This is a genomic window from Sinorhizobium medicae, assembly GCF_007827695.1.
GTDB lineage: Bacteria > Pseudomonadota > Alphaproteobacteria > Rhizobiales > Rhizobiaceae > Sinorhizobium > Sinorhizobium medicae.
The window spans coordinates 1-24,532 of the sequence record NZ_VITA01000017.1; the positions used below are offsets into that span (position 1 = coordinate 1).

The 24,532-nt window shown below is 60.3% G+C and carries 22 protein-coding genes; 16 read left to right on the forward strand and 6 right to left on the reverse strand.

The genetic code is table 11. The features are described 5' to 3' along the window. Positions 1 to 351: 351 nt before the first annotated feature. Positions 352 to 2,388 (reverse strand): NADH:flavin oxidoreductase, encoded by a 2,037-nt coding sequence (locus FB009_RS24275; protein ID WP_024325081.1) that lies wholly within the window; start codon positions 2,386 to 2,388, stop codon positions 352 to 354. A 143-nt stretch (positions 2,389 to 2,531) separates the two neighbouring features. Between FB009_RS24275 and FB009_RS24280 the strand changes: the two genes are divergently transcribed. From FB009_RS24280 to FB009_RS24290, 3 genes are all read left to right on the forward strand, one after another. Then, positions 2,532 to 3,173, forward strand: a complete 642-nt coding sequence (locus tag FB009_RS24280) for a TetR/AcrR family transcriptional regulator (protein ID WP_018009470.1) — start codon at positions 2,532 to 2,534, stop codon at positions 3,171 to 3,173. 149 nt (positions 3,174 to 3,322) lie between these two features. Next, a complete protein-coding gene (locus tag FB009_RS24285; protein ID WP_018209705.1) occupies positions 3,323 to 4,324 on the forward strand; it encodes an ABC transporter substrate-binding protein in 1,002 nt (333 codons plus the stop codon). A gap of 148 nt (positions 4,325 to 4,472) precedes the next feature. After that, the gene (locus FB009_RS24290; protein WP_018209704.1) at positions 4,473 to 5,456 is read left to right on the forward strand and encodes a L,D-transpeptidase family protein; all 984 of its coding nucleotides are present in this window, start codon (positions 4,473 to 4,475) and stop codon (positions 5,454 to 5,456) included. A gap of 75 nt (positions 5,457 to 5,531) precedes the next feature. Here FB009_RS24290 and FB009_RS24295 read toward each other — a convergent pair whose 3' ends face one another. From FB009_RS24295 to FB009_RS24305, 3 genes are all read right to left on the reverse strand, one after another. Further along, positions 5,532 to 6,182: a glutathione S-transferase family protein gene (locus FB009_RS24295; RefSeq protein ID WP_018209703.1), complete on the reverse strand. Its 651-nt coding sequence runs from the start codon at positions 6,180 to 6,182 to the stop codon at positions 5,532 to 5,534. A gap of 87 nt (positions 6,183 to 6,269) precedes the next feature. Next, complete coding sequence (gene arsK, locus FB009_RS24300) at positions 6,270 to 7,469, reverse strand: arsenite efflux MFS transporter ArsK (protein ID WP_018209702.1); 1,200 nt, start codon at positions 7,467 to 7,469, stop codon at positions 6,270 to 6,272. Then, positions 7,470 to 7,835, reverse strand: a complete 366-nt coding sequence (locus FB009_RS24305; RefSeq protein ID WP_012061807.1) for an ArsR/SmtB family transcription factor — start codon at positions 7,833 to 7,835, stop codon at positions 7,470 to 7,472. 171 nt (positions 7,836 to 8,006) lie between these two features. On the opposite strand from FB009_RS24305, the gene FB009_RS24310 reads away from it, so the two are divergent. Then, on the forward strand, positions 8,007 to 8,330 hold the full coding sequence (locus FB009_RS24310; RefSeq protein ID WP_018209701.1) for a hypothetical protein: 324 nt from the start codon (positions 8,007 to 8,009) through the stop codon (positions 8,328 to 8,330). Between the two features lie 245 nt (positions 8,331 to 8,575). On the opposite strand, the gene FB009_RS24315 is transcribed toward FB009_RS24310, so the two are convergent. Continuing rightward, complete coding sequence (locus FB009_RS24315) at positions 8,576 to 9,079, reverse strand: cupin domain-containing protein (protein WP_018209700.1); 504 nt, start codon at positions 9,077 to 9,079, stop codon at positions 8,576 to 8,578. Between the two features lie 45 nt (positions 9,080 to 9,124). Continuing rightward, positions 9,125 to 10,348: an adenylate/guanylate cyclase domain-containing protein gene (locus FB009_RS24320; RefSeq protein WP_018209699.1), complete on the reverse strand. Its 1,224-nt coding sequence runs from the start codon at positions 10,346 to 10,348 to the stop codon at positions 9,125 to 9,127. A 183-nt stretch (positions 10,349 to 10,531) separates the two neighbouring features. Here FB009_RS24320 and FB009_RS24325 point away from each other — a divergent pair, with 183 nt between their 5' ends. The 12 genes from FB009_RS24325 (at position 10,532) to yjfF (ending at position 24,518) form a co-directional block, all read left to right on the forward strand. Continuing rightward, positions 10,532 to 13,015: a heavy metal translocating P-type ATPase gene (locus tag FB009_RS24325; RefSeq protein WP_018209698.1), complete on the forward strand. Its 2,484-nt coding sequence runs from the start codon at positions 10,532 to 10,534 to the stop codon at positions 13,013 to 13,015. 150 nt (positions 13,016 to 13,165) lie between these two features. Continuing rightward, positions 13,166 to 13,609, forward strand: coding sequence for a Cu(I)-responsive transcriptional regulator (gene cueR / locus FB009_RS24330; protein ID WP_018209697.1), 444 nt, complete (start codon positions 13,166 to 13,168; stop codon positions 13,607 to 13,609). A gap of 243 nt (positions 13,610 to 13,852) precedes the next feature. Continuing rightward, positions 13,853 to 14,944, forward strand: a complete 1,092-nt coding sequence (locus tag FB009_RS24335) for a glycosyltransferase family 4 protein (RefSeq protein ID WP_012061813.1) — start codon at positions 13,853 to 13,855, stop codon at positions 14,942 to 14,944. A gap of 49 nt (positions 14,945 to 14,993) precedes the next feature. Continuing rightward, the gene (locus FB009_RS24340) at positions 14,994 to 15,626 is read left to right on the forward strand and encodes an exopolysaccharide biosynthesis protein (RefSeq protein WP_018209696.1); all 633 of its coding nucleotides are present in this window, start codon (positions 14,994 to 14,996) and stop codon (positions 15,624 to 15,626) included. A gap of 165 nt (positions 15,627 to 15,791) precedes the next feature. Then, positions 15,792 to 16,004, forward strand: a complete 213-nt coding sequence (locus FB009_RS24345; protein WP_012061815.1) for a hypothetical protein — start codon at positions 15,792 to 15,794, stop codon at positions 16,002 to 16,004. A gap of 28 nt (positions 16,005 to 16,032) precedes the next feature. Beyond that, complete coding sequence (locus FB009_RS24350; protein ID WP_018209695.1) at positions 16,033 to 16,887, forward strand: N-formylglutamate amidohydrolase; 855 nt, start codon at positions 16,033 to 16,035, stop codon at positions 16,885 to 16,887. Continuing rightward, entirely contained in the window at positions 16,884 to 18,767 is a 1,884-nt protein-coding gene (locus FB009_RS24355) for a flavohemoglobin expression-modulating QEGLA motif protein (RefSeq protein ID WP_101798733.1), read from the forward strand. Before FB009_RS24350 ends, FB009_RS24355 begins: the two co-directional genes overlap by 4 nt. Before the next feature lie 11 nt (positions 18,768 to 18,778). Further along, positions 18,779 to 19,825, forward strand: coding sequence for a glutathione synthase (locus FB009_RS24360; protein WP_101798732.1), 1,047 nt, complete (start codon positions 18,779 to 18,781; stop codon positions 19,823 to 19,825). Between the two features lie 137 nt (positions 19,826 to 19,962). Then, complete coding sequence (ytfQ, locus tag FB009_RS24365; RefSeq protein ID WP_018209692.1) at positions 19,963 to 20,925, forward strand: galactofuranose ABC transporter, galactofuranose-binding protein YtfQ; 963 nt, start codon at positions 19,963 to 19,965, stop codon at positions 20,923 to 20,925. 88 nt (positions 20,926 to 21,013) lie between these two features. Then, entirely contained in the window at positions 21,014 to 22,531 is a 1,518-nt protein-coding gene (ytfR, locus tag FB009_RS24370) for a galactofuranose ABC transporter, ATP-binding protein YtfR (RefSeq protein WP_101804646.1), read from the forward strand. Then, on the forward strand, positions 22,531 to 23,553 hold the full coding sequence (locus FB009_RS24375) for an ABC transporter permease (RefSeq protein WP_101798731.1): 1,023 nt from the start codon (positions 22,531 to 22,533) through the stop codon (positions 23,551 to 23,553). The genes ytfR and FB009_RS24375 overlap by 1 nt, the downstream gene beginning before the upstream one ends. Continuing rightward, positions 23,550 to 24,518, forward strand: coding sequence for a galactofuranose ABC transporter, permease protein YjfF (gene yjfF, locus FB009_RS24380; RefSeq protein WP_101804645.1), 969 nt, complete (start codon positions 23,550 to 23,552; stop codon positions 24,516 to 24,518). The genes FB009_RS24375 and yjfF overlap by 4 nt, the downstream gene beginning before the upstream one ends. Positions 24,519 to 24,532 lie beyond the last annotated feature (14 nt).

Here is a 24,532-nt window from a genome sequence, read left to right on the forward strand (position 1 = left end):
GAGCTCGATGCGGCGGAATGACTGGCTGCTGCAACTGTCAAAGCTAAAGCCGAAGGGGTGCCCTTCACCCGCCCCCTCCCTTCCCTTGCAACCCGATCCAGCCGGTCCGGTCGGGGGCTTGCCTCAGCGCAAGTGGAGATGCCGAGTGTCGTATTTCTAAATGGCTGAAGACGTATCCAAAGTGACATTTCAACTTTGCGCCGGAGCGGACATTTCAACCTTGCCGCCACACTCCATGTAGCCGGGTACATTCTATTTCCAAGTGCGACATTCCAATAAATAATTCCTGCCATCCTCGTCGAGCCGACCTGGCGTATGGCGCGGCTTCGGGAAGGCCGGTGTCGCCCGGCGTCAGACATCCTTGAGAAGTCGAAGCGCATCATAGATCGCAGCATGCGTGTTGCGCGCCGCGACCGCATCTCCGATGCGGAAAAGCTGGAACTGGCCGTCGGGGTTGCGGACGACGGATTGCGGTTCGCCGGCAATCAGTCGCTCATGGTCGATCTCACCCCGGTTGCTGGAAAAGGGCTTCAGCTCGAAATAGAGGTCATCGAGCGGAATGGTCCCGTGGTTGACAACCACCTGGTCGAAGGTCTGCTGCCGGGCGATACCGCCGTAATCGCTGCCCACATGGGCAACCAGTTGATTGCCGCTCCTCTCGACCGCCTCGAGACGGTAGGTGACGGTAAAGGTCACATCCAGCTTCTGCAGGGAACGCATGTAGGGCACCAGGTTCATTGCCATGACCTCAGGCGCGAAGGAGCGATCCGGGGTCATGATTTCGACCCTTGCACCGGCACTGGCGAGAAACTCGGCGGCCTGCAGGGCTGCATGGTCCCCGGCATCGTCGAAGATCAAGACATTGGTACCCGGCTTGACGTCGCCGGAAATAATGTCCCAGGCGGACACGACGAGCTCGTTGCCCTTTGAAAGTACTTCCGTGTGCGGAAGCCCACCTGTGGCGATGATGACGACGTCGGGTCGTTCCGCCCGGATGGTCTCCGCTTCCGCCCATGTGTTGAAATGAAAGGTGACGCCGAGTTTCTCGCATTGGCCCATGCGCCAATCGATAATGCTGATCATTTCCCGGCGGCGCGGACTCTGCGCGGTCAGGCGAACCTGGCCGCCCGGATCGCTTGCCGCCTCGAAAACGACGACTTCATGACCACGCTCACCGGCTACACGCGCGGCTTCCAGACCGGCTGGCCCGGTGCCGACGATGACCACCTTCCTGCGGCGGTCTGCCTTGGCGATGCTATGCGGCATCGTCAACTCCCGCCCGGTCGCCGCATTGTGGATGCAGTAGGCCGCCCCGCCCTGATAGATGCGGTCGAGACAGTAGTTCGCGCCGACGCAGGGGCGAATATCATCCTCCCGCTTTTCGACGATCTTGCGAACGAGGTGCGGGTCGGTCATGTGGGCGCGCGTCATCCCGACCATGTCGATCTTGCCGGAGGCGATCGCGTGGCGGGCAGTCGCGACGTCGGGGATTTTCGCGGCATGGAACGTTGGAAAGTCCGTGGCCGCTCGGATCTCTCCTGCGAAATCGAGATGCGGCGAATTGGCCATGCCCTGGATGGGGATCACGTCGGTCAGGCCGGCGTCCGTATCGATATGGCCCCTGATCACGTTCAGGTAATCGATAAGCCCGCTTTCCTTCAGGCGTTTTGAGATTTCTAGGCCCTCCGCCTTGCCCGTCCCGCCGGGAAGACATTCGTCGGCCGTATAACGCACGCCCAGGATGAAATCGTCTCCAACGCGCGTTCGGATCGCCCTCAGCACGTCGAAACAGAAGCGCATACGGTTGTCGAGCGACCCGCCATAAGGCCCGTCGAGTTCGTTGGTCAGCGGCGACGCGAACTGGTCGAGCAGGTGGCCGTATGCCTCCAGCTCAACGCCATCCATACCGCCGGCCTTCATGCGTTCGGCCGCGTCGGCAAAATCCTTGATTATCCTCTCGATGTCCCAGTCTTCGATCTTTTTTGGAAAGGCGCGGTGCGAGGCTTCCCGGAGATGCGAGGGGGCGACGACCGGAAGCCAATCCCCCTTGTCCCAACGCGTCCGGCGGCCGAGATGGGTAAGCTGAATCATGATCGCCGCACCCTGCTCGTGCACAGCGTCGGTCATTTCCCTGATCCACGGCACGATCTCGTCCTTATAGGCGAGCAGATTGTTGAACACCGGAGGACTGTCTCTCGAGATGGCCGCGGAGCCCGCAGTCATCGTCAGTGCCACCCCCCCTTTCGCGCGCTCAACGGTGTAGGCGCGATAACGCGCCTTCGGCATGCCATCCTCCGGATAGGCGGGCTCATGCGCGGTTACGATGATGCGATTGCGGAGGGTCAGATGCTTGAGCTGATAGGGTTGCAAAAGGGGATCATTCGACATCTGCCAGGCTCCGGTTAAATACGTCCGCAAGAAGTAGCCCGGAATGTACACTTGTGTCAAGAAAGAGACCATAAATGTCACCTGAGTTGACACGCATGTACATTTTGCTTGCGATACGTCCCTCCGTTTGTTAGGAAGCAATTATGGAGCAGACCATGAACGATAGTGGTTGGCGTGGTTCACCGGATGTTTGGCTCGGGGCGGCTTACGAGTCTCTTCTGGAGGCGGGTGTCGATGCGGTGAAGATCCAGCCGCTGGCAAAGAAGCTCAATCTTTCGCGGACAAGCTTCTACTGGTTCTTCAAAGACCGGGAAGAATTGCTCGATGCGCTCGTCATACGATGGCGTGAGAAAAACACCGGCAATCTCATCAAGCAGGCCGAAGCTTACGCCGAGACGGTCGCCGAGGCGATGCTGAACGTTTTCGATTGCTGGCTGGATAGCAGCCTGTTCGACTCGCAGTTCGAGTTTGCCGTGAGAAGCTGGGCCATTCAGTCGCCCGAAATACTCGCAGAGGTCCAGAGAGCAGATCAGCAGCGGCTTGAGGCACTCACGCGCATGTTCCTGCGATTTGGGCAGAACGAGGCCCGAGCCGATGTGCGCGCGCGCACGATCTATCTCGTACAGATCGGCTACATTTCTATGCAGACGAAGGAGGACACCGCCGTCCGCATGAAGCGCATCCCGGAATATGTGGAAATCTTCACTGGACAAGCGCCGGAGCAGAGAGAGCTCGACCGCTTTTTCGCCAGGCATGGCTACTCGGACAGCAAAAAAGGCGCTTGAGGATGGGCGAGGCATTGCCTTGCTGAAGTCATTATAGCCGGTCTCAGGATATCGGCTGGTGTGAAACTGTGTTCCTGGATCTGATCGAGCGGGTAAGCGGCATCCTGCTCCTTTAATAATGTGCCGCAGCAAGAAATGGGAACAGCCTAATGAACAAGCTGCTTGCGTCTACATGTCTCATGCTTTGCCTCACGGCGGGAGCATCCGCGTCGAATGCTGCCGAATGTGGGAGCGTCACCATCGCCAGCATGAACTGGCAGAGTGCCGAGGTCCTCTCGAACCTGGACAAGTTCATTCTCAACGAAGGTTACGGGTGCAGCGCCGAGATAACGATTGGCGATACCGTGCCGACAATCACCTCCATGGCGGAGAAAGGTCAGCCCGATATAGCACCCGAAGCCTGGATCGACCTCCTGCCCGACGTCGTCAAGAAGGGGCAGGACGACGGTCGTATCATCACGGTCGGTTCCCCGTTGCCGGATGGCGGCGTGCAGGGCTGGTGGATTCCGAAGTATCTTGCCGACGCCCACCCGGATATCAAAACGATCGGCGACGCTCTGAAGCACCCCGAGCTCTTCCCCGCCCCCGAGGATTCGAGCAAGGGCGCTCTCCTGAACGGACCGCAGGGCTGGGGCGGCACAGTCGTGACGACGCAGCTTTTCAACGCGTTCGACGGCGAGAAAGCCGGATTCACCCTGATCGATACCGGCTCTGCCGCCGGCCTGGATGGCGCCATCGCCAAGGCGTATGAGCGCAAGGAAGGTCTTTTTACCTATTACTGGTCCCCGACTGCCCTCCTCGGCAAATACGAGATGGTCAAGCTCGAGCCCGGCGTTCCGCACGACTCGGCCGAGTGGAAGCGCTGCAACACGGTAGCGGATTGCCCCGATCCCAAACCGAACGCATGGCCCGTCGACACGATCGTGACGCTGGTCGCCAAGCCCTTTTCCGAGCGGGTCGGCCCCGAGGTGATGGATTATCTGACCAAGAGGTCCTGGAGCAACGAGACCGTCAGCAAGTTGATGGCCTGGATGACCGACAATCAGGCAAGCGGTGAAGAAGGTGCGAAGCGCTTCCTCGAAGAGAACCAAGACATGTGGTCGAAGTGGGTCTCGCCCGAGGCCGCGGAGAAGATCAAAGCCGCGCTCTGAACTTTGAATAAACCACTTCCGGGGGCAGTTCCACCGTCTCCTGCAGTCCTCTAGACTAAGCAGTGGATGCGGCTTGCGCCGGTCGCCGCATTCACTGCCGAGGACAAGATGTCAAGGCGCGGAACAAGTTGGGCCGGCTGTCCATTTGATGTTCATGAAGATCATCGTTTTTGCCGCAGCATCCCTGACGATGGGGCTCACTGCCACCGCTCTCGCCGAGGAACTTCAACCGGAAGCGATAAACACTGCTCCGATCGCGTCCATTGCACCGGAACGGCCGCCGAAGGAATCGCCTCACCCGGATCCCGCCATCGTCCATCTCCAGGTTCTTCTGGATAGGGCGGGCTCGTCTCCCGGAGTGATAGACGGCTACTATGGCGAGAACGTCACTAAGGCGATTGCCGGTTTCGAGGCCATGCAGAAGCTTCCCACCGATGGGAAGTTGGATCCCGAGGTGGTGAGCCGGCTTTCGGAGGACAAACCCGCTATACAATCCTATGTCATCACCGAAGAGGACACCGAGGATCTCGTCTCTGACATTCCCAACGATTACTCTGAACAAGCGGAAATGGACCATCTCGGATATAAGAGCGTCGAAGAGAGACTGTCCGAGCGCTTTCACATGGACGTCGACCTCCTCAAGACTTTGAACCCGAATTCGTCGTTCGATACCGGAGAAACGGTGTGGGTTGCGATGCCCGGCGCTCCGAAGGAGGGCGTGGTCAAGAGGATAGAAGTGCGCAAACGATCGGGCCAGGTCCTGGCATTCGCCGAAGACGGTGCGCCGATCGCCGTGTATCCCGCCTCCATCGGCAGCGAAGCGTCACCCTCGCCGAGCGGCAGACACAAGGTAAAAGGCGTCGCTCGGATGCCCCCATACGTCTACGATCCGGAAGTCAACTTCCAGCAGGCCGACAACAACAAGCCCCTGACGCTGCCCAAAGGTCCGAACAACCCGGTTGGAACCGTGTGGATCGATCTGACGAAGCCTACCTACGGCATTCACGGCACGCCCGAGCCGTCTCTCATCGACAAGGCTCAGTCGCACGGATGCGTCCGCCTGACTAACTGGGACGCAGAGGAACTTGCCGAGATGGTCAAACCGGGAGTGATCACCGAGTTCACGGACTGAACCGTCCACGACACCGGCCCCCGGAAGTAAAACCCTGCCGGTCCGCCAGCATTTGGCACCCGGAGCGGGCTTTCGTCAGATAGTTGAAGCGGCGGTAAAAACCGCCAGCTGAGCCTCAAATGCACGTTTGTATCCGGGCCGGGCTTCGCCGCGGGCGACGTATGCAGCGAGGTTCGGATAGTCCTCCAGCATGCCCGATCCTTTGGACCTGAGAAGCACCGACACCATCAGGAGGTCACCGGCACTGAAAAGACCATCGAGCCATTCGGCCTCGCCAAGCCGGTCGGAAAGCGCACCGAGCCGCTTTCCGATGCTGTCCTTGAGGAAGCGCAGACGCTGTTCGTACCAGGGTTCGTCGCGCTCGAATATCCTGGCGAGGTCGTGATCAAAGATCGGCGGTTCCACCGTGTTGAGTGCGGCGAACATCCATGTGATGGCGCGCGCTCTGGCATTTGGGTCGTCCGGCAGCAGGCCCGCATGGTTTTCTGCGATATGCAAGACGATTGCCCCCGACTCGAACAACGCCAGGTCGCCTTCTTCATAGGTCGGAATCTGCCCGAAAGGATGAAGCGCGATATGGGCTGGTTGCTTCATCTCCTCGAAGGAAAGAAGACGAACGTCGTAAGGCTGACCCACTTCTTCGAGTGCCCAGCGAACACGCATGTCGCGGGCCAGTCCCTTCCCGCGATCGGGCGACCGTTCAAAGGCGGTAATCGTGATAGTCATCGTTGTTCTCCATAGCTCGTCTGTTTCGAAGACGAGTGGCTGAAGGCGATTCCGACAGCCATGCCCGAGATGTCCTGGTATCCCGGTCTAGTGCGCACCCGGCTGACGCTTGGCCGCCGAGGCTACCGCGACGAATGCCGCTATACCGATCGCACCCAGGCAGGCATTGGCCATCAGGGCGACATCGGTGCCGAACCGTTCCATCAGGACGGAAAAGACAAAGGGGGCCATGGCGGCTGCAGCCAGCCGAGCGGCGGCCATCCGGCCCGTAATGGCTCCATAGCCGGAGGATCCGAACAGCCAGAGCGGAAGCGAGCCCTGCGCAATGCTGTTGATGCCCGAGCCAAGACCGAGGCAGATGGCGAAAGCCACGGCCCCGGGTAGCCATGTCCCGGAAAGACCGAGTACGACGACACCGGCGACGATCAGCACGGCCGACAGCGTCGCAAGCATGGGCGGCAGCAGGTTAGCGCCTAGCGTCATGTTGATCAGCCTGCTCAGAACTTGAGACGGTCCGAACAGCGACCCTATCACGACGGCTGCCGGCCCGAACCCGATTGCTCCGAGCATCGGTACCATATGTGTCAATATTGCTGAAAGGGTGAACCCCTGGAGGGCAAAGGCCAATGAAACAAGGAGCATGCCCCGCCGCCTCACCCGTGTTGGAAGCGCTCCGGCGATAGCCTCTCGATCGATACGAGAACGTTCGAGCGCCCCGTGCTTCCTGCTTCGCAGAATCCAGTAATGCAGTGGAAGACAGATGAGCAGGTTCAACCCCGCATAGGCGACGTAGATCTCACGCCATGAGAGAAGCTCACTCAGGTTCACGGCAATCGGCCAGAAGATCGTCGAGGCGAAGCCCCCGATCAGCGTCAGATAGGTGATACTGCGCGAGGCCATCTTGGGACGGACTTCCACGAGCGTCGCAAAGGCTGCCTGATATTGCACCATGCCGGACGCCACCTCCAAAAGAACGATGGCTATGGCGAACACCGGCATCGAAGGAGACCATGCGCACAATAAAAGCGCCACGGCGGAGACGGCCGAACCAAAAGTCATGATCGTCGCGGCACCGAACCGATCCATCCAACCGCCCATGATCGGAGCCGAAAGGCCGCCCACCAGCAACGAAGCGGAGAACACGGCAAACACTTGCTCGACAGTCTGGCCGAGGTCGCGCGCCATTCCGGGCGCAAGGATGCTGAAGCTGTAGTAAAGCGTTCCGTAGCCGACGATCTGGGTGAGCCCGAGTGCGGCGACGATGCCTGCGGGGATTCCGGACTTCATTCAGAGGGTCCCGCTTTCATCCGAGGCTGGCGATGTCGAACGACACGACGCCCGTTCATTCAGTGATGCCCGCACGCTGGGGTGCCCGACGCAGCAGTCCTCCATCAGGAATGTCACGAGGTCCGCAAGAGCGTCGTAGCGGGCGCTGTAAACGATGGAACGTGATTCGCGCCTCTGCGCAACCAATCCGGCCCTCTCCAGTTCCTTCAGGTGGAACGATACATTCGAGGGAGAGACACCCACCTTCTCGGCAATCGCACCCGCGGCCATGCCGCCCGGACCCGTTACGACGAGCGTTCTGACGATCCCAAGTCGGGTCTCCTGCGACAGGGCGGCAAAGGACAGACGGGCACGCGGCTCATCCATGTTTCAATGATCCTAAAACAATTCAAACGTCTACTAGTCGAATTTGCAGCGCTCGGCAAGTCCGAGGGAGATCGCCGTTTCCATGCATCAAGTCGAGATCGGCGCAAACCATGGAACGATCCGCGTGCCGATCGGTTTTCACACATCTGGTTAGAGATAACGGAGACTACAATGAAAGTGATCGCCACAGTTCTGACAGCCATTTCGATCGCCGGCCTCGTTTCCGGTACAGCCACGGCCGCCTGCAAGGATGGGACTTCTACGGACACCACCGCCTCCATCAATGCCGAAAAGCCGGGGATAGCCAAGGACGGGACCACTGCCCCGCTTGAGACCGAGAATAATGCCGCCAGCAAGGACGGCGAGACCATGCCTTTGGCAAACCAGCAGGGCGGAGGGGACAAGAACCTCGCCACGTCGCAGCAGGACGCAGAAGCGCAGCAGATGGGTGAGCAGGCAGCAGCCGCGAAAGCGGACGATTGCGTCGTAGAATAGGTAGCGGCCACAATAGGTCGCTGACAGGCCACGGCAACATATCGGAGGGCCGCGTTTTCTCCTCGCCCATCTCTGTGCTCTTGACAGAGATCAGCGACGCGTATGCGGCCCGGAAGAAGTCTTTTCAGCCAAGGACTTGGCATGGCTGGATTCCCGCGACGAGCACAGGAATAATGGCGTTGGGAGCGTGCGCGGATCGCGCTTCTCGGGGCCTCTGCTCGGGGCCTCTGCTCGGGAGGAAAACGTCAGCCCGGATGCCTGTGAATGGGATCGACCCAATAGACCTCCTCCGGCTTTTCCACCGGTTCCACATCGGTGACGTTGACCACCACCGCCTCATTGTCAGACCGCACGAGCACGCATTCGAGCACGTTGGCGGGATCGGCATTGATTTCCTGGTGCGGCACAAAGGGTGGTACGAAGATGAAGTCGCCCGGCCCGGCTTCCGCGACATATTCAAGCCTATCGCCCCAGCGCATGCGCGCCTTGCCGCGAACGACGAAGATCACGCTTTCAAGCGGCCCATGGTGATGCACGCCTGTCTTGGCATTCGGCTGGATCGCCACCGTTCCGGCCCAGATTTTCTGGGCGCCGACACGGGCGCGGTTGATGGCGGCCTGCCGATACATGCCCGGTGTCTGGGCCGTGTTGTCATCGAGTTGGTCCCCTTTGATCACGCGAACACCGTTATGCTTCCACCGATCCTCCCCATGATCGTGATGTTCGGGATGTTGAAGATGATCCGACATTCTGCGTCTCCGTCTTTCGCAACTGGAAGCTTGGTGTATTCCAACCTAGACTACCACGGAAACCGACCCGCGATTCACCGTGTAGAGCACCATTGGTTCGCTCACACCGCGCAATGAAAACTCGCCGAGCGGCGAAAGCCCCTCGCGTGACGCCGGTCTGCAGACGTTGACGAAGTCGGCCGAGACCAGAGCGTCGTTATTGGTGGTCTTGCAGATCGTGCAGATGCGGCTGACTTCGTTGACGGCCGGTCCGACGACGGTGAAATCGAGCCTGTTCCGGCTCCCTATATTGCCGTAGAAGACCGTGCCTAAGTGGAGGCTGACATAAAGGCCGGTGGAAGGCTCGCCCCGCGCGCCGCGCCGCCGGTTGAGATGATCGAGGTCTCTGCGCAATTCGCGCTCGGTCTGAAGCGCGCGGGAAGCGGCGGCCGTCAGATCGGGCCCTTTGAAGATAGCAAGCACGCCGTCGCCGATCAGCTTCAGCACGTTTCCGCCGTTGCGATGGAGCGCGCCGATGACAACCGAGGAATAGTCGTTGAGGAGCGGAATGATCTGTTCCGGCCGGGCGGCATCCATGATGGCCGTGTAGTCCTTCAGGTCGGACAGCCAGATGATCGCGTCGATCGTCTCGGCCTGCCCGCGCGCGACCTGTCCGTCAATGACGCGGCTGGCCGCATCCTGGCCGAGATAGACGCGCGCCAGAGTTTTGACGATTCGAATGCTGCCGACGCTTTTCAACGCGAGCGCGAGCGTCGGCAGAAGCCGGCGCAGCAGCGCGAGCTGATCCTCGGTGAATCCATCGGGCTCGTCTGTGCCCCAGACAGAATAGAAGGCATCCATGGCGCCGATGCTGCCCTTGCGGGTGAAGCGCTCGATGTGAAAGATCACATCGGTACACCCCTCTTCCCTCAACTCCGGCAGGCGATAGAAATCGACCGGCGCGCCCTTGCCGATCTCCCGTCGCAACTCGCTCTCACCCGTTTGCCGCAAATGGTTGAATGCCGAACTTTCCCACGTCTCACGAACATTCCCGCTGTCGCTCGACGAGTAGGTCTGGAGCGGTCGCGGGCCGTTATCCTGTGCCCGCCACTCGAAGGCGTGCCCCTCGAATTCCGGATGCAGTGTGTCCATGAGGCCCATTGCGTAGGAAATCGGGATGCCGGCCCTGCTGCAGCGTTCGCAGAAGGCGCGGAACATCTCGTTCGGCTCGTCGCCGCGCAGCCCGGCATTGGCCAGCCAGCGGAGAATATCGATCTCTTCGTCCTGCATCTATCCAACTTCAAATCGAAGGCCAATCGTTAGCGTCGATTCCATCTGTCGCCTAGAGCAATTTCGGATTCCAGGGGCTCGGCGGACCGTTGTCGTAAAAAAGCCATCCAGGAACTCAAAAGGCGCTTGACCTTCCCATTGTTGGAAGGATTATCAAGGGTGCAGTTTGGAAAGGACGTTCCGATGACTGCACTGAAACAGACCGAAAAATCCACATCGCTTCCGATGTCCTTCGATTTCGACATCGAAGGTATGACGTGTGCCTCATGTGTACGACGCGTCGAAAAGGCCATCGCCGCGGTGCCGGGCGTCGCTTCTGCGAACGTCAACCTGGCCACGGAGCGCGCGACGGTTCAGTTCAATGGAGTGCCCGAAACGACATCCGTGCTCCGCGCGGTCGAGAAAGCCGGCTACACGCCGAGGATCGTAACCGAGGAAATCCAGATCGAAGGCATGACTTGCGCTTCGTGTGTTTCGCGTGTCGAGAAGGCGCTGAAGGCCGTTCCCGGCGTTGCCGATGCATCCGTGAACCTTGCCACGGAGAAGGCGACCGTGCGGCTGGTTTCCGGAACCGCCGAGATTTCGGCCCTCGCGGCCGCGGTCAAAGGGGCGGGCTACGGTATTCGGAAGGCGACGCCTGCCGAAGCCATGAAGGAAGATGTGGATCACCGCACAGCCGAGCTCCGCTCTCTGAAATCCGCAGTGACGATTTCGTCGCTGATGACCCTTCCGCTTTTCCTGCTCGAAATGGGATCGCACTTCATTCCCGGCGTCCATGACTTCATCATGGGCACGATCGGTATGCGCAACAATCTCTATCTTCAATTTGCGCTCGCCACGCTCGTCCTGTTCGGACCGGGGCTGCGCTTCTTCAGGAAGGGCGTGCCGAACTTGCTGCGCTGGACACCCGACATGAACTCGCTGGTCGTTCTCGGGACGACCGCAGCCTGGGGCTATTCCGTCGTGACGACTTTCGTTCCCGCGATACTGCCCTCCGGGACGGCGAACGTCTATTACGAGGCTGCCGCCGTGATCGTCACCTTGATTCTCGTCGGCCGCTATCTCGAGTCGCGGGCAAAAGGCCGCACCAGTCAGGCCATCAAGCGTCTCGTCGGGCTGCAGCCGAAGACGGCCTTCGTTTTGCATAGCGGCGAATTCGTCGAGACTGAGATCACTGAGGTCGTAACCGGTGACGTGATCCGGATCCGGCCGGGTGAGAAGATCCCCGTGGACGGCACAGTCACGGACGGCAGCTCCTATGTGGATGAGTCGATGATTACCGGTGAGCCTGTTCCCGTGCAAAAAGCCACGGACAGTGCTGTGATCGGCGGTACGATCAACAAGACCGGCTCCATCACCTTCAAGGCCACCAAGGTCGGCAGCGACACACTGCTGGCGCAGATCATCAGACTGGTCGAAGCCGCTCAGGGCTCGAAGCTGCCGATCCAGGCGCTGGTGGACAGAGTTACCGCATGGTTCGTCCCGGTGGTAATCCTGGCGGCATTGCTGACCTTTGCTGCCTGGTACGTGCTTGGCCCCTCCCCTGCGCTCTCGTTCGCCCTCGTGAATGCCGTAGCGGTCCTCATCATCGCCTGCCCATGTGCCATGGGCCTGGCGACGCCGACCTCGATCATGGTCGGCACCGGCCGCGCGGCGGAGCTCGGCATCCTTTTCCGCAAAGGGGAGGCTCTACAGAGCCTTCGCGACGCCGACGTCGTCGCGGTCGATAAGACAGGGACGTTGACGAAGGGCCGTCCCGAGCTGACCGATCTCGTCGCCGCTGAGGGTTTTGAGCCGGACGAAGTCCTCTGCCTTGTCGCAAGCCTCGAAACGCTTTCGGAACACCCGATCGCGGAGGCAATCGTGTCGGCGGCAAAGTCCAGGGGGATAGCAACGGTTGCCGTCAGCGCCTTTGAAGCGACGCCGGGATTTGGCGTAAGCGGGACTGTTTCCGGACGGCGGGTGCTCGTCGGCGCCGACCGCGCGCTTGTCAAGAACGGAATAGATATTACCGGCTTCGCAGATGAAGCGGAACGCCTCGGCAGCGGCGGCAAGTCACCGCTCTATGCGGCCATCGACGGGCGGCTGGCGGCGATCGTCGCGGTTTCGGACCCGGTCAAGGAAAGCACACCTCAGGCAATCAAATCCCTGCATGCACTCGGCTTGAAAGTGGCGATGGTCACCGGAGACAACCGCCGCACTGCCGAGGCGATTGCCAAAAAGCTCGGCATCGATGAGGTCGTCGCCGAGGTGCTGCCGGAAGGCAAGGTGGAAGCGGTGAGAAAGCTCCGTCAGGGCGGCCGCTCGGTCGCCTTCATCGGCGACGGCATCAATGATGCGCCGGCTCTGGCCGAAGCGGATGTCGGCATCGCCGTGGGCACGGGAACCGATATCGCCATTGAAAGCGCCGATGTCGTGCTGATGTCAGGAGACTTGAACGGCGTTGCGAAGGCGCTCGCGCTCAGCAAGGCAACGATCCGCAACATCAAGCAGAACCTGTTCTGGGCCTTCGTCTATAACATCAGTCTGGTGCCTGTCGCGGCCGGCGTTCTTTACCCCGTGAACGGCACCCTGCTCTCGCCGATCTTTGCGGCGGCGGCCATGGCGATGTCGAGCGTCTTTGTTCTTGGCAATGCGCTGCGGCTGAAATCGTTCGATCCGGCCTAGAGCAACTTCAGGAAAGGTGCGTAGCGGTTTTCCGTCCGCAATTGCGGAAAACAAGAGGTTAGAAAGCTTCCGTGATTTGGAGAAAAGCGGAGATGCTTTAGGTGCGTCCGGTCACACGCGGGACGCCCCCTTCTGAAGAAAGGGAAAGACATGAATATCGGCGAAGCCTCGAAAGTAAGCGGCGTCTCCTCGAAAATGATCCGCTATTACGAACAGATCGGCCTGATCAGTCCTGCCGTCAGGACCGCCTCCAGCTATCGGACCTATGGCGACAACGACGTCCACACGCTTCGTTTCATCCGTCGGGCACGCGATCTCGGATTTTCGGTGGAGCAGATCAAGGAGCTGCTTGCCCTGTGGCGCGATCGTTCCAGGGCGAGTTCGGACGTGAAGGCTGTAGCTCTGGAGCACATTGCAGAACTCGAACGCAAGCTTGCAGCGATCCAGGACATGACGCGAACCCTCAAGCATCTCGCCAGCCATTGTCACGGCGACGGCCGTCCGGATTGTCCGATCATCGAAGAAATGGCCAAGGGCGGCGGACCTGCTAAAACCGAAATCAATCCCCGCTTCGGCGTCGCGTCGTTGAAGTAAGCGCCCGTTCGAAGAGGCGCAGCAGATATCCTTGCTCGAAATCCTGAATGCTGGGCATCGGCAGCCTCTTCGGCGGCTTTCGGAATGCATCATGCAGCCGCAGGTAAATCCACCTGCCCGCCCCTGCAAGCACAGCTGGCAAGCGGGAACAAGACCGGCTGTCCGGCAATTGTGCAGCTGAGAACGAGGTTCTCCTGCCGACGGACGCCCCGGTCGGCGTCCATCGATTTCAGGAGTCAAGCGATGAAAATTGCGCAGATCGCACCCCTTGCAGAACGCGTCCCGCCGAAGCTTTACGGAGGGACGGAGCGAATCGTCCATTGCCTTACCGAAGAGCTCGTTAAGCTGGGCCATGACGTGACCCTCTTTGCCAGCGGCGATTCGCTCACCAGTGCCGAACTGGTGCCCTGTTGCGATGTTGCACTCAGACTTAATCCGAAGGTGCGCGATTTCCTTCCGCATCATGTGGCCATGCTGGAAGAAGTCCGCCGCCGCGCGCATCAATTCGATATTCTGCATTTCCATATCGAGTTCCTGCATTTCCCCCTCATCAAGGATTTCGCCGGCAAGACGGTGACGACGCTCCACACGCGCCTCGATCTGTCGGACGTGCATCCCTTCTATCTGGCCTTTCCGGATGTCCCGCTGGTTTCCATTTCGGAGCACCAACGAACGCCGATGCCGCCGGTCAACTGGAGAGGCACGGTGCTGCATGGGTTGGACCCGACCGTTCTGCCATTCAAGGAAAGGCCGTCCGGAGCTTACCTGGCCTTTCTGGGGCGGATTTCGCCGGAGAAAGGCCCCGATCGGGCGATCGAGATCGCCGTGCGGGCAGGCATGCCTCTGAAGATCGCCGCGAAAGTCGACGCTCAGGACAGAGACTATTGGGATTCGGTTGTCGAGCCACTGATCCGGAGGCATTCCAATGTCGAATATGTCGGGGAAATCGGCGAAAGCCAGAAGGCGGACTTTCTCGGCAATGCGGCTGCACTCCTCTTCCCGATAAACTGGCCCGAACCATTTGGCCTCGTCATGATCGAATCCATGGCGTGCGGCACGCCGGTGCTTGCCTTCCGTTACGGCTCGGCGCCGGAGGTGATCGATGACGGCGTTTCGGGGATCCTGGTCGACACGGTGGAACAGGCCGTCAAGCGCCTTGACCGAGTGCTGGGACTCAACCGGCGGAAGGTACGGGAGAGCTTCGAGAAGCGGTTCACCACGGACCGGATGACGCGGGATTATATAGACATCTATCGAAGTCTGCCGAGCATCCGAGCACCAGCTGACCCTACGCCGGAGGAGGAGCCGAAGAAAGTGGGGCTCGAGGCGGCGTGAGGAACACGCCCGACGCGAACAATGCATTCGCGTCAGGCGTTATCCGTCCATGAAGGCTCGCCTCCTAGATACCGTGCGCTATGGCGATCGGCGCGACAGAAAAGATGCTCCGTCGATCGGCGCTCTGGCAGACGCGTTGGTGGCCGGTGCGGCCCGGGCTGAGTCATTGTCGCTGGGAGAATTGTTGCTTCTGATAGGCGACCGGAGTTTCGGCGCGGTTCTCGTTCTGGCGGCCGGTGCAAATCTGTCTCCGGCGGGGTTGATCCCGGCGGCGTCCACTCTGCTGGCTGTTGTCGTCGTCTTCGTCTCGCTGCAGCTTGTCGCGGGCCTGCGGCATATCTGGATACCCCACTCTCTGCGCCGGAAGAAGCTGTCCCCTCGGCTTGTCGAGGGGGCAGGACGGACGATGAAGACGTGGTCGCGCTGGCTCGATCCGTGGCTGACGCGCGGACTGCGCCCGTTGACGGAACCTCCCTTCGACCGGCTCGCTGGTTTGATCTGCGTGCTTCTCGCCGTGCCCGTTCCGCTCCTGGAATTCGTCCCCTTCGTCACGAATGTTCCGATGACGATGGTTGCCGTATTCGGCCTGGGGCTATTGGCCAGAAACGGGTTCCTGCTGGCGCTTGGCTTCGCTGCCAGTCTTGCAGCCGCCTATTTCGCCTATAGGCTTCTCACGCTGTGATGGCGCCGCTGGGTTACTGTCGCCAAACCGGCTTTTCGCTTCGATGGGTAAAAAGGGCAATAACATCAAAGTCGCAATGAACCGGGAACGTCCCCGAGCCCGGAACGTTTTCGATCCATATGGCAGCCGGCTGGCGTTCCGAAATCTAAAAATTGGAGTTCAGCAATGGAACGGACGAACGCACGTAAACTTGCAACCGAGTACCTGCGCCTCGGCGGCCATCGCCGGGTCGTGATCGACGATAACCAGACATCGGTCAGAAACTGGGAAAACGAGCCTGCCGAAGCGGACGCCTTCTGGAGGAGAAATATCGAAACGCTGCCGCCGGAGATGCAGCGCGAAGTCGAACTGCTTCTTCCGACCATCAATCGTGCCTGAGTCGATTGGAGTGAGATCCGGAAAGCCGATGGATGCACCTGCGGAAGCGATGAACATGAATCCCGGCCCAGAGCCGTTGAATTTGGCGCCATGCGCCGCCTCTGATTGGTGGACGCAGCACCGTGGCGACTCGCCCGTAGTTGCGACCGCCATTCACGATGGTCATGCTGTTCGAGACGCGGTGCAGCGTCTCTGCGCGCTTGATGAGGCGGAACGCCTGCGCGAGGAAGACCCCTTCACAGAGTTTTTGATCCGCGACTTCTCAAACCGGATCGTCGTCCACCGCTCCCGTTTCGAAGTCGACATCAATCGTCCCCGCGCAGGCGCGGTCTATCTGCGGCCGGAGCAGGCCTGGGGCCTCGACGTCTGGGCGGAGGAGCCGCCGCAGGCCGTTGTCGATGCATCGCTTTCCATGCACGACGAATATTACGAGATGTTGAAATCGTTTCTCGCTGGCATCGAACGTTGCCACGGGCGCTTCGTCGTCCTCGACGTGCATAGCTACAACCATCGCCGTGCCGGACGAAAAGCGGAGGCTGCGCCCGCCGCGGATGCTCCGGATATCAATATCGGCACCATCTCCATGGACCGTCGAAAATGGGCGTGCGTCGTCGATGATTTCATGGCGGCGTTGCGCTCCTTCGATTTTCCGGGCGGATCGCTGGACGTGCGTGAGAACGTCGCTTTTCAGGGCCGGGGCGAACAGACGCGTTTCATCCATGAACACTTCCCCGAAACAGGCTGTGCGATCGCCGTCGAGTTCAAGAAATTCTTCATGGAGGAATGGACAGGCGAGCCGCGGCCAGAAGCGCTGGTGGCGTTGAGGAGAATGCTCGCCGCGACGCTGCCCGTTCTCGTTGAAGCATTGAAGGCGGAACGATGAAGCTAGCGCGCGCATCGATCCAGGCCGAAGCGAACCATCCCGATTGGCTGGCGGAGGCGCTTGCGGCGATCCATGCAGGGAAAGCCGTACGCCAGGAATTCGCAGGCGGCGGGCGCCTTCACATCGATAGGGCCCTGCCCTTTCTCTGCGTGCACCTTGCCGGCGATGCCGCACCTGTTGCCCGCGAAATCGTCCGTGCAAACGCCTCCCACCTGCTCGCGCCGGATGCTGCCACGGCGAAGCCCCTCGTCACAGCCATTGGAGAATTGCTCGAGCGTCGCTTCGGCGCCTTCATGGTTCTCGATATCGGCGAACTGGCAAAAGACGAGCTCCTGACCGACAAGTCTCCTTTCCTGCCGCCCTTCAAGGTCGATGTTATGGCGGACCGCCGGCGAAATATCCAACCCGCAGCAAAGGCCTTTATCGACGCCGTCGAGGCGACCCGGGCGCAGTTCCGCACGCCGCGTGTCGAGCGTCACGAATGGCAGGCGTATCGGGAAGAAGAAGCACTCGATCTGCCATTCCCTTCGATGCGGGTTCGTTTCGCGCCTATCTATCGGCAGCCCGACTCCGGTCAGGTTTTCCCGGAACTACGCGAGCGGCTGATCGCCACCATTTTCGACGCCGCCCTGCACGCCTTTGCTGCCTTCGCGAAGGCGACGGGCAGCCTCGAATTTCCCTCTCACCGCGCGCTCGGCAGAAGAGCTTTCATCGATGCCGTGGAACGAACGGACCGCAGCATCGATGAGGTCGCCTCGAGTTTCGATTTTCTCCTCGCCGTCACGCCCATAAACGCGGAAGCCGCCTGGAGCGAGTTTGCGGCTGGCGGCTTCGCGCGTGCGCCGCGATTCCTCTACCGGCCGTTGGTCATCGAAATCGAGAACGCGAAGAAGATGCTTTTCTCGATCCCCTTCGATCATCTCGAAGACCCGGTGCTTTACCAACTCTATCGTGAAAAGCAGCAGGAGCTGGATCTGCAGCTATCGATGCTCTCCGCCCGCGAGACGAAGAAATTCGTCGAATATAGTCGCGCGCTGTACGGCCCGGTCGAGCCGGATCTGCTGCGAGCAGCCGAAAACATCCTGGACCAAAGCCGAAATCTCGCCGGTTACCCGGCGGCACCCGCAGCCGAACTGCGCGCCGACAGCCATGTCATCGAGAAGAGGGCGCGCCAGATGATCGACGCCTATGCACAGCGCTATGCCGGATTCGAAGCGCTTGTGGAGATACGCGACGATCTACCCGCCGGCTTGCTGGTTTCAGGTAAACGACTGTTCATCGCGCGAAGCACCAGCATGGCGCCCGATCGCGTCGAACCGATCCTCAGCCACGAGATTGGCGTTCACCTCCTGACCTACTTTAACGGCTCGGCGCAGGGCCTTAGACTGTTTCGCTCGGGTCTCGCCGGATATGAAGGGATGCAGGAGGGCCTTGCCGTCTTTTCGGAGTATCTTTCCGGGGGGATGACGGGCGAGCGATTGCGTCTCCTTGCCGCCCGTGTGACCGCCTGCGCCGCAATGCTTGAGGGCGCGTCCCTGCCGGAAGTCTATCATCGGCTGGTAAATGATCACGGCTTCCGAGAAGCAGACGCTTTCAACGTTGTCCTGCGCATCTATCGCGGCGGAGGTCTCGCCAAGGATGCGATCTACCTGCGAGGGCTTCTGCAACTGCTCGATCACCTGGCAGGTGGAGGCGCACTCGAGCCCTTCTGGATGGGCAAGATCGCCGCCTCTCATTTCGATGTCATGCAGGAACTGCACGCCCGTGGGCTGCTCCGCGGCCCGTCGGTCCTCCCGCTTTTTCTCGATAGTCCAGAAGCGTCGTCGCGGCTTGCCAGAACGTGCGAGCGGATGGCTCCACTCGATTTGCTGCAGCAATAGGAGCGGCCAACATGCGCATCGCCTTTTTCGTCAACTCCATCGAAGGCGAAGCATCGTATTACACGACGACTTGGCTGGCGCTTGCGGCACTCGCACGCGGCCATGAGGTCTGCTACGTCACGCCGGGCGATTTCGTGTTGCGCCAGGACGACAGCCTGCTGATCCGTGCAACGACGCTGAGGGGCACGAAGCCGAAAAAACCCGAGACGTTCCTCGCCGCGCTACAAGGCAAACAGGCCGAGATCGTTACGCTCGATCTGCGCGAGGTACAGGTGCTTTTCCTGCGCAATGATCCGTCCGAAGACGCAGATACGCGTCCCTGGGCAGTCTATGTCGGCACGAATTTCGGGCGTCTCGCCGCTGCACGTGGCGTAATCGTCGTGAACGATCCCGACGGCTTGTCGCTTGCGCAGAACAAGCTCTACTTCCAGGAGTTTCCAGAGATCATCCGGCCGACCAGCCTGATTTCCAGAAGCATCGAGGAGATCCGCAGCTTCCTTGCGGATCACCCGGGCGGGGCCATTCTGAAGCCGTTGCAAGGGTCCGGCGGCAAAAACGTGTTCAAGATCGATTCCAAGGACGAGACCAATCTCAACCAGATCTTCGAGGTTGCCAGCGATGGCGGATACCTGATCGCGCAAACCTATATTCCCGACGCGGTCGCAGGCGATATCCGCCTCTTTTTGCTGAATGGAAAACCGCTCGAGCGCAATGGCGTTTACGCGGCCTTCAGGCGCGTCCCTGCCAAAGGCGACGTTCGCTCGAACATGCATGCGAGCGGCACCGCGGAAGCCGCGACAATCACGCCAGAGATCCTCGAGATCGCGGAACGGCTCCGTCCAAAGCTGATCGAAGACGGCATGTTCCTGGTGGGTCTCGACATCGTCGGGGACAAGGTGCTCGAAGCCAATGTCTTCACGCCGGGCGGCCTCCCCGAAATTGCAGCGATTCATGGTATGGACTTCAGCGAGGACATCATCATTGCACTGGAGAACAAATTGCGGATTCAGGAGCTCTATCGCGGGAAGGTTCAGAACCGAACGCTTGCGATCCTTTGATGGGCGCCGGCTTGGGACGATCTGTGGATGTCCCGACCAGAGCGTCTCGCCGACAATAAAAGTGAGTTTACAAAAGTAATATAATATGATTTTTTCTCTTCAGCTGCGCGGAGAGCAGCATTCTTTGGGAGGAAATCATGAAACTCATGAAGGCACTTGCGAGTGCAACGATCCTTGCTGCCTGCACTTTCGGCAGCGCTTCGGCCGCGGATCTCGTCGTCGGCTTTTCTCAGATCGGATCGGAGTCCGGCTGGCGCGCAGCCGAGACGACGATGACGAAACAGCAGGCAGAAGAGCGCGGCATCGACCTCAAATTTGCCGATGCGCAGCAGAAACAGGAAAACCAGATCAAGGCAATCCGTTCCTTTATCGCCCAGGGCGTGAACGCGATTCTTCTTGCCCCGGTCGTGGCGACCGGCTGGGATGAAGTGCTGGAAGAGGCGAAGGATGCGGAAATCCCGGTCATACTGCTCGACCGAACCGTCGACGCTTCAAAGGATCTTTATCTGACTGCAGTCACGTCCGATCTCGTTCACGAAGGCAGCGTGGCCGGCAAATGGCTTGTCGACACCGTTGCGGGCAAGCCGTGCAACGTCGTCGAACTCCAGGGCACCACCGGCTCCTCGCCGGCCATCGACCGCAAGAAGGGCTTTGAGCAGGCGCTCTCCGGCAACGACAATCTGAAGATCGTGCGTAGCCAGACAGGCGATTTCACCCGCACGAAGGGCAAGGAAGTGATGGAAAGCTTCCTCAAGGCCGAGGACGGCGGCAAGAACATCTGTGCGCTCTACGCCCATAACGACGATATGGCGGTGGGCGCGATCCAGGCGATCAAGGAAGCCGGCCTGAAGCCCGGCAAGGACATCCTCGTCGTCTCAATCGACGCTGTGCCCGACATCTTCCAGGCTATGGCCGCCGGAGAAGCAAATGCGACGGTCGAGCTCACGCCAAACATGGCAGGCCCTGCCTTCGATGCACTTGCAGCCTACCTCAAGGACGGCAAAGAGCCTCCGAAGTGGATCCAGACGGAATCGAAGCTCTACACCCAGGCCGACGATCCGATGAAGGTCTACGAAGAAAAGAAGGGTCTCGGTTACTGACCTCGCTTACGGCCCGCGGCGGGTGTCGCGGGCCGTTCAACGAACGGACGCCTGCGCGTTCGTCGGACGCGATCCAGAGACGGTATCCATGCAGACCAACAGCGACAACATCCTTTCAGCCGTCCGGATCGAAAAGGGCTTCCCCGGCACAAAGGCGCTCGACAAGGTCGATCTGCATCTGCGGCGCGGCGAGGTCCACGCGCTGCTGGGTGAGAACGGCGCCGGCAAATCGACGCTCATCAAATGTCTGACGGGTGCCTATCGCCGGGATGGCGGCAGCATCCTCCTCGACGGAGCCGAGGTGGACCCCCGCGACACCTTCGAAGCCCAGAGGCTTGGCATCGGGACCGTCTACCAGGAGGTCAACCTGCTGCCGAATCTCACGGTTGCGGAGAACCTCTATCTGGGGCGACAGCCGCGCCGTTTCGGCATGGTGGACACGCGCAGCATGAACCGCAAGGCGCGCGAACTGCTGGCGGAGTACGAACTCGATATCGACGTTACCCGCGATCTTGCGAGCTATTCCGTGGCGATCCAGCAGGTCGTTGCCATCGCCCGGGCAGTGGATCTTTCCGGCAAGGTACTGATCCTGGACGAGCCGACCGCAAGTCTCGATGCGCACGAGGTGGAGATGCTCTTCCGGATCGTGCGGCGCCTCAAGAAGCGCGGACTCGGCATCATCTTCATCACCCACTTCCTCGAACAGGTCTATGCCATTTCGGACCGCATCACCGTTTTGCGGAACGGACAATTGGTTGGCACGCGAGAGGCGAGAGAACTCGACAGACGCGAATTGATCGCCCTGATGATCGGCCGGGAACTGGCGACGGAAATCCAGTCCGTCCATCCCGATGCGGTCGAGGGCGAAACACGCTACACCTTCAGGAACTATGGCCGCCGAGGCAAAATAGATCCCTTCGATCTCGATGTCCGCGCCGGCGAAGTCGTTGGCATGGCGGGCCTGCTCGGCTCGGGGCGCACGGAAACCGCAGAAATCCTCTTCGGTGCTCATCGCGCCGACAGCGGTACGGCCAAGGTCGATGGCCGGACAGTCGACCTTTCCTCACCGCGCGCCGCCATCCGGCAGAAGTTCGGCTTCTGCCCGGAAGACCGCAAGACCGCCGGCATCGTCGGCGACCTCTCCGTGCGCGAGAACATCGTCCTCGCCTTGCAGGCAAGGCGCGGCTGGACCCGGCCGATCCCGCGTGTGGAGCAGAACCGGCTCGCGGACCTCTACATCCGGGCACTCGATATCCGAACCGCCGATCGCGAGAAGCCGATAAAGCTCCTTTCCGGCGGCAATCAGCAGAAGGCCATTCTCGCCCGTTGGCTCGCGACCGAACCGGACTTGCTTATCCTCGATGAGCCCACGCGCGGCATCGACGTCGGCGCGCATGCGGAAATCATCAGGCTTATCGAAAGCCTGCGGGAAAAAGGCATGTCGCTCATCGTCATCTCATCGGAAATAGAAGAGCTCGTAGCCTACAGCACGCGGGTCGTCGTGCTTCGAGATCACGCCCACGTCGCCGAACTCAATGGAGCTCAATTGACGGCACATCGGATCGTCGAAGCGATCGCTGCGACCAATGGGAGGAAAGCCTCGTGATGCCGATCATGCGGAACTATGCCGGCCGGCTGCTGCCTCAGTGCATTGCGCTAGTGATAATTGTAATAGCGATTTCAATCGTCTTTCCCGGTTTTCTAAACTTGCAGATCCAAAATGGCCGTCTGTATGGCAGCCTCATCGATATTCTCAACCGCGGTGCGCCGGTCGTTCTTCTGGCGATTGGGATGACGGTCGTCATCGCCACCAAGGGGATCGATCTTTCCGTCGGTGCGGTTATGGCGATCTGCGGCGCGGTTGCCGCGTCGCTGATCACGTCAGGACATTCGCTTGCCGAGACCCTGCTCGCCACGCTCGCAATCGGTATCCTCTGCGGCATATGGAACGGGGTCCTCGTAGCCTTTCTCGACATCCAGCCGATCATCGCCACGCTCGTGCTGATGGTGGCCGGACGCGGCATAGCCCAGCTCATCACCGAGGGAACCATTCTCACCTTCAACGAGCCCGGCCTGATCTTTATCGGCAGCGGTTCCTTTATCGGTTTGCCCATGCCGATCGTGATCTGGCTGGTGTTCGGTCTGCTCGTGGCCGTTCTGGTTCGGCGGACCGCACTTGGCATGCTGATTGAAGCGATCGGCATCAACCGTCAGGCAAGTACGCTCTCGGGCGTGCTCACGCCGGTCCTTCTCGTGGCGGCTTATGTGCTGTCCGGCCTTTGTGCGGCGATCGCCGGCATCATTGCCGCCGCCGACATCAGGGGCGCCGATGCGAACAATGCCGGGCTCTGGCTGGAACTCGACGCCATACTGGCGGTGGTCGTCGGCGGAACATCGCTGCTCGGCGGCCGGTTCAGCATTGCGGCCTCGGTGCTTGGTGCCATCATCATCCAGGCGATCAACACAGGCATTCTCCTGTCCGGCTTCCCGCCCGAGTTCAACCTCATCATCAAGGCGGCGATCATCATCTTCATCCTGGTGCTCCAGTCACCGCGCTTCCGCACGGCATTCTCGTTTCTGAGCATCCCGGGGGCAGCCGGCAAGCCGACCGAGCGAGAAGCGAAATGAAGCAGAAATATCTACCACTTACGGCGACGATCCTGATCTTTGTCTTAAGTTATGCGCTCTGCGCCGCGCAGTACCCGAACATACTGTCGACTCGCGTGATCGGGAACCTCCTGACCGATAACGCATTTCTGGGAATCGCCGCCGTCGGCATGACCTTCGTCATCCTTTCGGGTGGCATCGACCTGTCCATCGGAGCGGTGATCGCGTTTGCCGGCGTCTTTCTGGCGGTCGTGCTGGAGCATGGCAGCATGCATCCACTCGTCGCCTTCGCGCTTCTTCTGACCATCACGACGCTTTTCGGAGCGCTGATGGGGGCAATCATCCACTACCTCGAAATGCCGGCCTTCATCGTCACGCTCGCCGGCATGTTCCTCGCGCGCGGCATGGCCTTCGTGCTGTCGATCGATTCCGTACCGATCAAGCACCCCTTCTACGGGACGTTAAAAAGCCTCTATTACAAGCTGCCCGGCGGCGGGCGCATCACTCTGATCGGCGGCTTGATGCTGCTCGTCTTCGCAATCGGCATTCTCATTGCACACAGGACCCGCTTCGGCACGAATATCTATGCGCTCGGCGGCGGTACGGCGACGGCGAAGCTCATGGGCGTTCCGGTCGCGGCTACCACGGTCAGGATCTATGCGCTATCGGGGCTCCTCGCAGGGTTGTCCGGCATCGTTTTCTCTCTCTACACCTCGGCTGGATATTCGCTGGCCGCTGTCGGCGTCGAGCTGGATGCCATCACGGCCGTCGTCATCGGTGGGACGCTGCTTACCGGTGGATCCGGCTTTGTCGCCGGAACGCTCGTCGGCATCCTCATCCAGGGTCTCATCCAGACCTACATCACCTTCGACGGTACGCTCTCGAGCTGGTGGACCAAAATCCTGATCGGGCTCCTGCTCTTTGCCTTCATCCTGCTGCAGAAGGGGATCATTCACCTGTCGCGCCCCGAACGACAGCGGGCCTAGCCGCAGGAGCGGGC

What these genes read in the sequence shown, in the direction of transcription:
- FB009_RS24275 (WP_024325081.1), bottom strand. Translation starts at nt 2,388, where the DNA reads ATGTCGAATGATCCCCTTTTGCAACCCTATCAGCTCAAGCATCTGACC.
- FB009_RS24280 (WP_018009470.1), top strand. Translation starts at nt 2,532, where the DNA reads ATGGAGCAGACCATGAACGATAGTGGTTGGCGTGGTTCACCGGATGTT.
- FB009_RS24285 (WP_018209705.1), top strand. Translation starts at nt 3,323, where the DNA reads ATGAACAAGCTGCTTGCGTCTACATGTCTCATGCTTTGCCTCACGGCG.
- FB009_RS24290 (WP_018209704.1), top strand. Translation starts at nt 4,473, where the DNA reads ATGTTCATGAAGATCATCGTTTTTGCCGCAGCATCCCTGACGATGGGG.
- FB009_RS24295 (WP_018209703.1), bottom strand. Translation starts at nt 6,182, where the DNA reads ATGACTATCACGATTACCGCCTTTGAACGGTCGCCCGATCGCGGGAAG.
- arsK (WP_018209702.1), bottom strand. Translation starts at nt 7,469, where the DNA reads ATGAAGTCCGGAATCCCCGCAGGCATCGTCGCCGCACTCGGGCTCACC.
- FB009_RS24305 (WP_012061807.1), bottom strand. Translation starts at nt 7,835, where the DNA reads ATGGATGAGCCGCGTGCCCGTCTGTCCTTTGCCGCCCTGTCGCAGGAG.
- FB009_RS24310 (WP_018209701.1), top strand. Translation starts at nt 8,007, where the DNA reads ATGAAAGTGATCGCCACAGTTCTGACAGCCATTTCGATCGCCGGCCTC.
- FB009_RS24315 (WP_018209700.1), bottom strand. Translation starts at nt 9,079, where the DNA reads ATGTCGGATCATCTTCAACATCCCGAACATCACGATCATGGGGAGGAT.
- FB009_RS24320 (WP_018209699.1), bottom strand. Translation starts at nt 10,348, where the DNA reads ATGCAGGACGAAGAGATCGATATTCTCCGCTGGCTGGCCAATGCCGGG.
- FB009_RS24325 (WP_018209698.1), top strand. Translation starts at nt 10,532, where the DNA reads ATGACTGCACTGAAACAGACCGAAAAATCCACATCGCTTCCGATGTCC.
- cueR (WP_018209697.1), top strand. Translation starts at nt 13,166, where the DNA reads ATGAATATCGGCGAAGCCTCGAAAGTAAGCGGCGTCTCCTCGAAAATG.
- FB009_RS24335 (WP_012061813.1), top strand. Translation starts at nt 13,853, where the DNA reads ATGAAAATTGCGCAGATCGCACCCCTTGCAGAACGCGTCCCGCCGAAG.
- FB009_RS24340 (WP_018209696.1), top strand. Translation starts at nt 14,994, where the DNA reads ATGAAGGCTCGCCTCCTAGATACCGTGCGCTATGGCGATCGGCGCGAC.
- FB009_RS24345 (WP_012061815.1), top strand. Translation starts at nt 15,792, where the DNA reads ATGGAACGGACGAACGCACGTAAACTTGCAACCGAGTACCTGCGCCTC.
- FB009_RS24350 (WP_018209695.1), top strand. Translation starts at nt 16,033, where the DNA reads ATGGATGCACCTGCGGAAGCGATGAACATGAATCCCGGCCCAGAGCCG.
- FB009_RS24355 (WP_101798733.1), top strand. Translation starts at nt 16,884, where the DNA reads ATGAAGCTAGCGCGCGCATCGATCCAGGCCGAAGCGAACCATCCCGAT.
- FB009_RS24360 (WP_101798732.1), top strand. Translation starts at nt 18,779, where the DNA reads ATGCGCATCGCCTTTTTCGTCAACTCCATCGAAGGCGAAGCATCGTAT.
- ytfQ (WP_018209692.1), top strand. Translation starts at nt 19,963, where the DNA reads ATGAAACTCATGAAGGCACTTGCGAGTGCAACGATCCTTGCTGCCTGC.
- ytfR (WP_101804646.1), top strand. Translation starts at nt 21,014, where the DNA reads ATGCAGACCAACAGCGACAACATCCTTTCAGCCGTCCGGATCGAAAAG.
- FB009_RS24375 (WP_101798731.1), top strand. Translation starts at nt 22,531, where the DNA reads ATGCCGATCATGCGGAACTATGCCGGCCGGCTGCTGCCTCAGTGCATT.
- yjfF (WP_101804645.1), top strand. Translation starts at nt 23,550, where the DNA reads ATGAAGCAGAAATATCTACCACTTACGGCGACGATCCTGATCTTTGTC.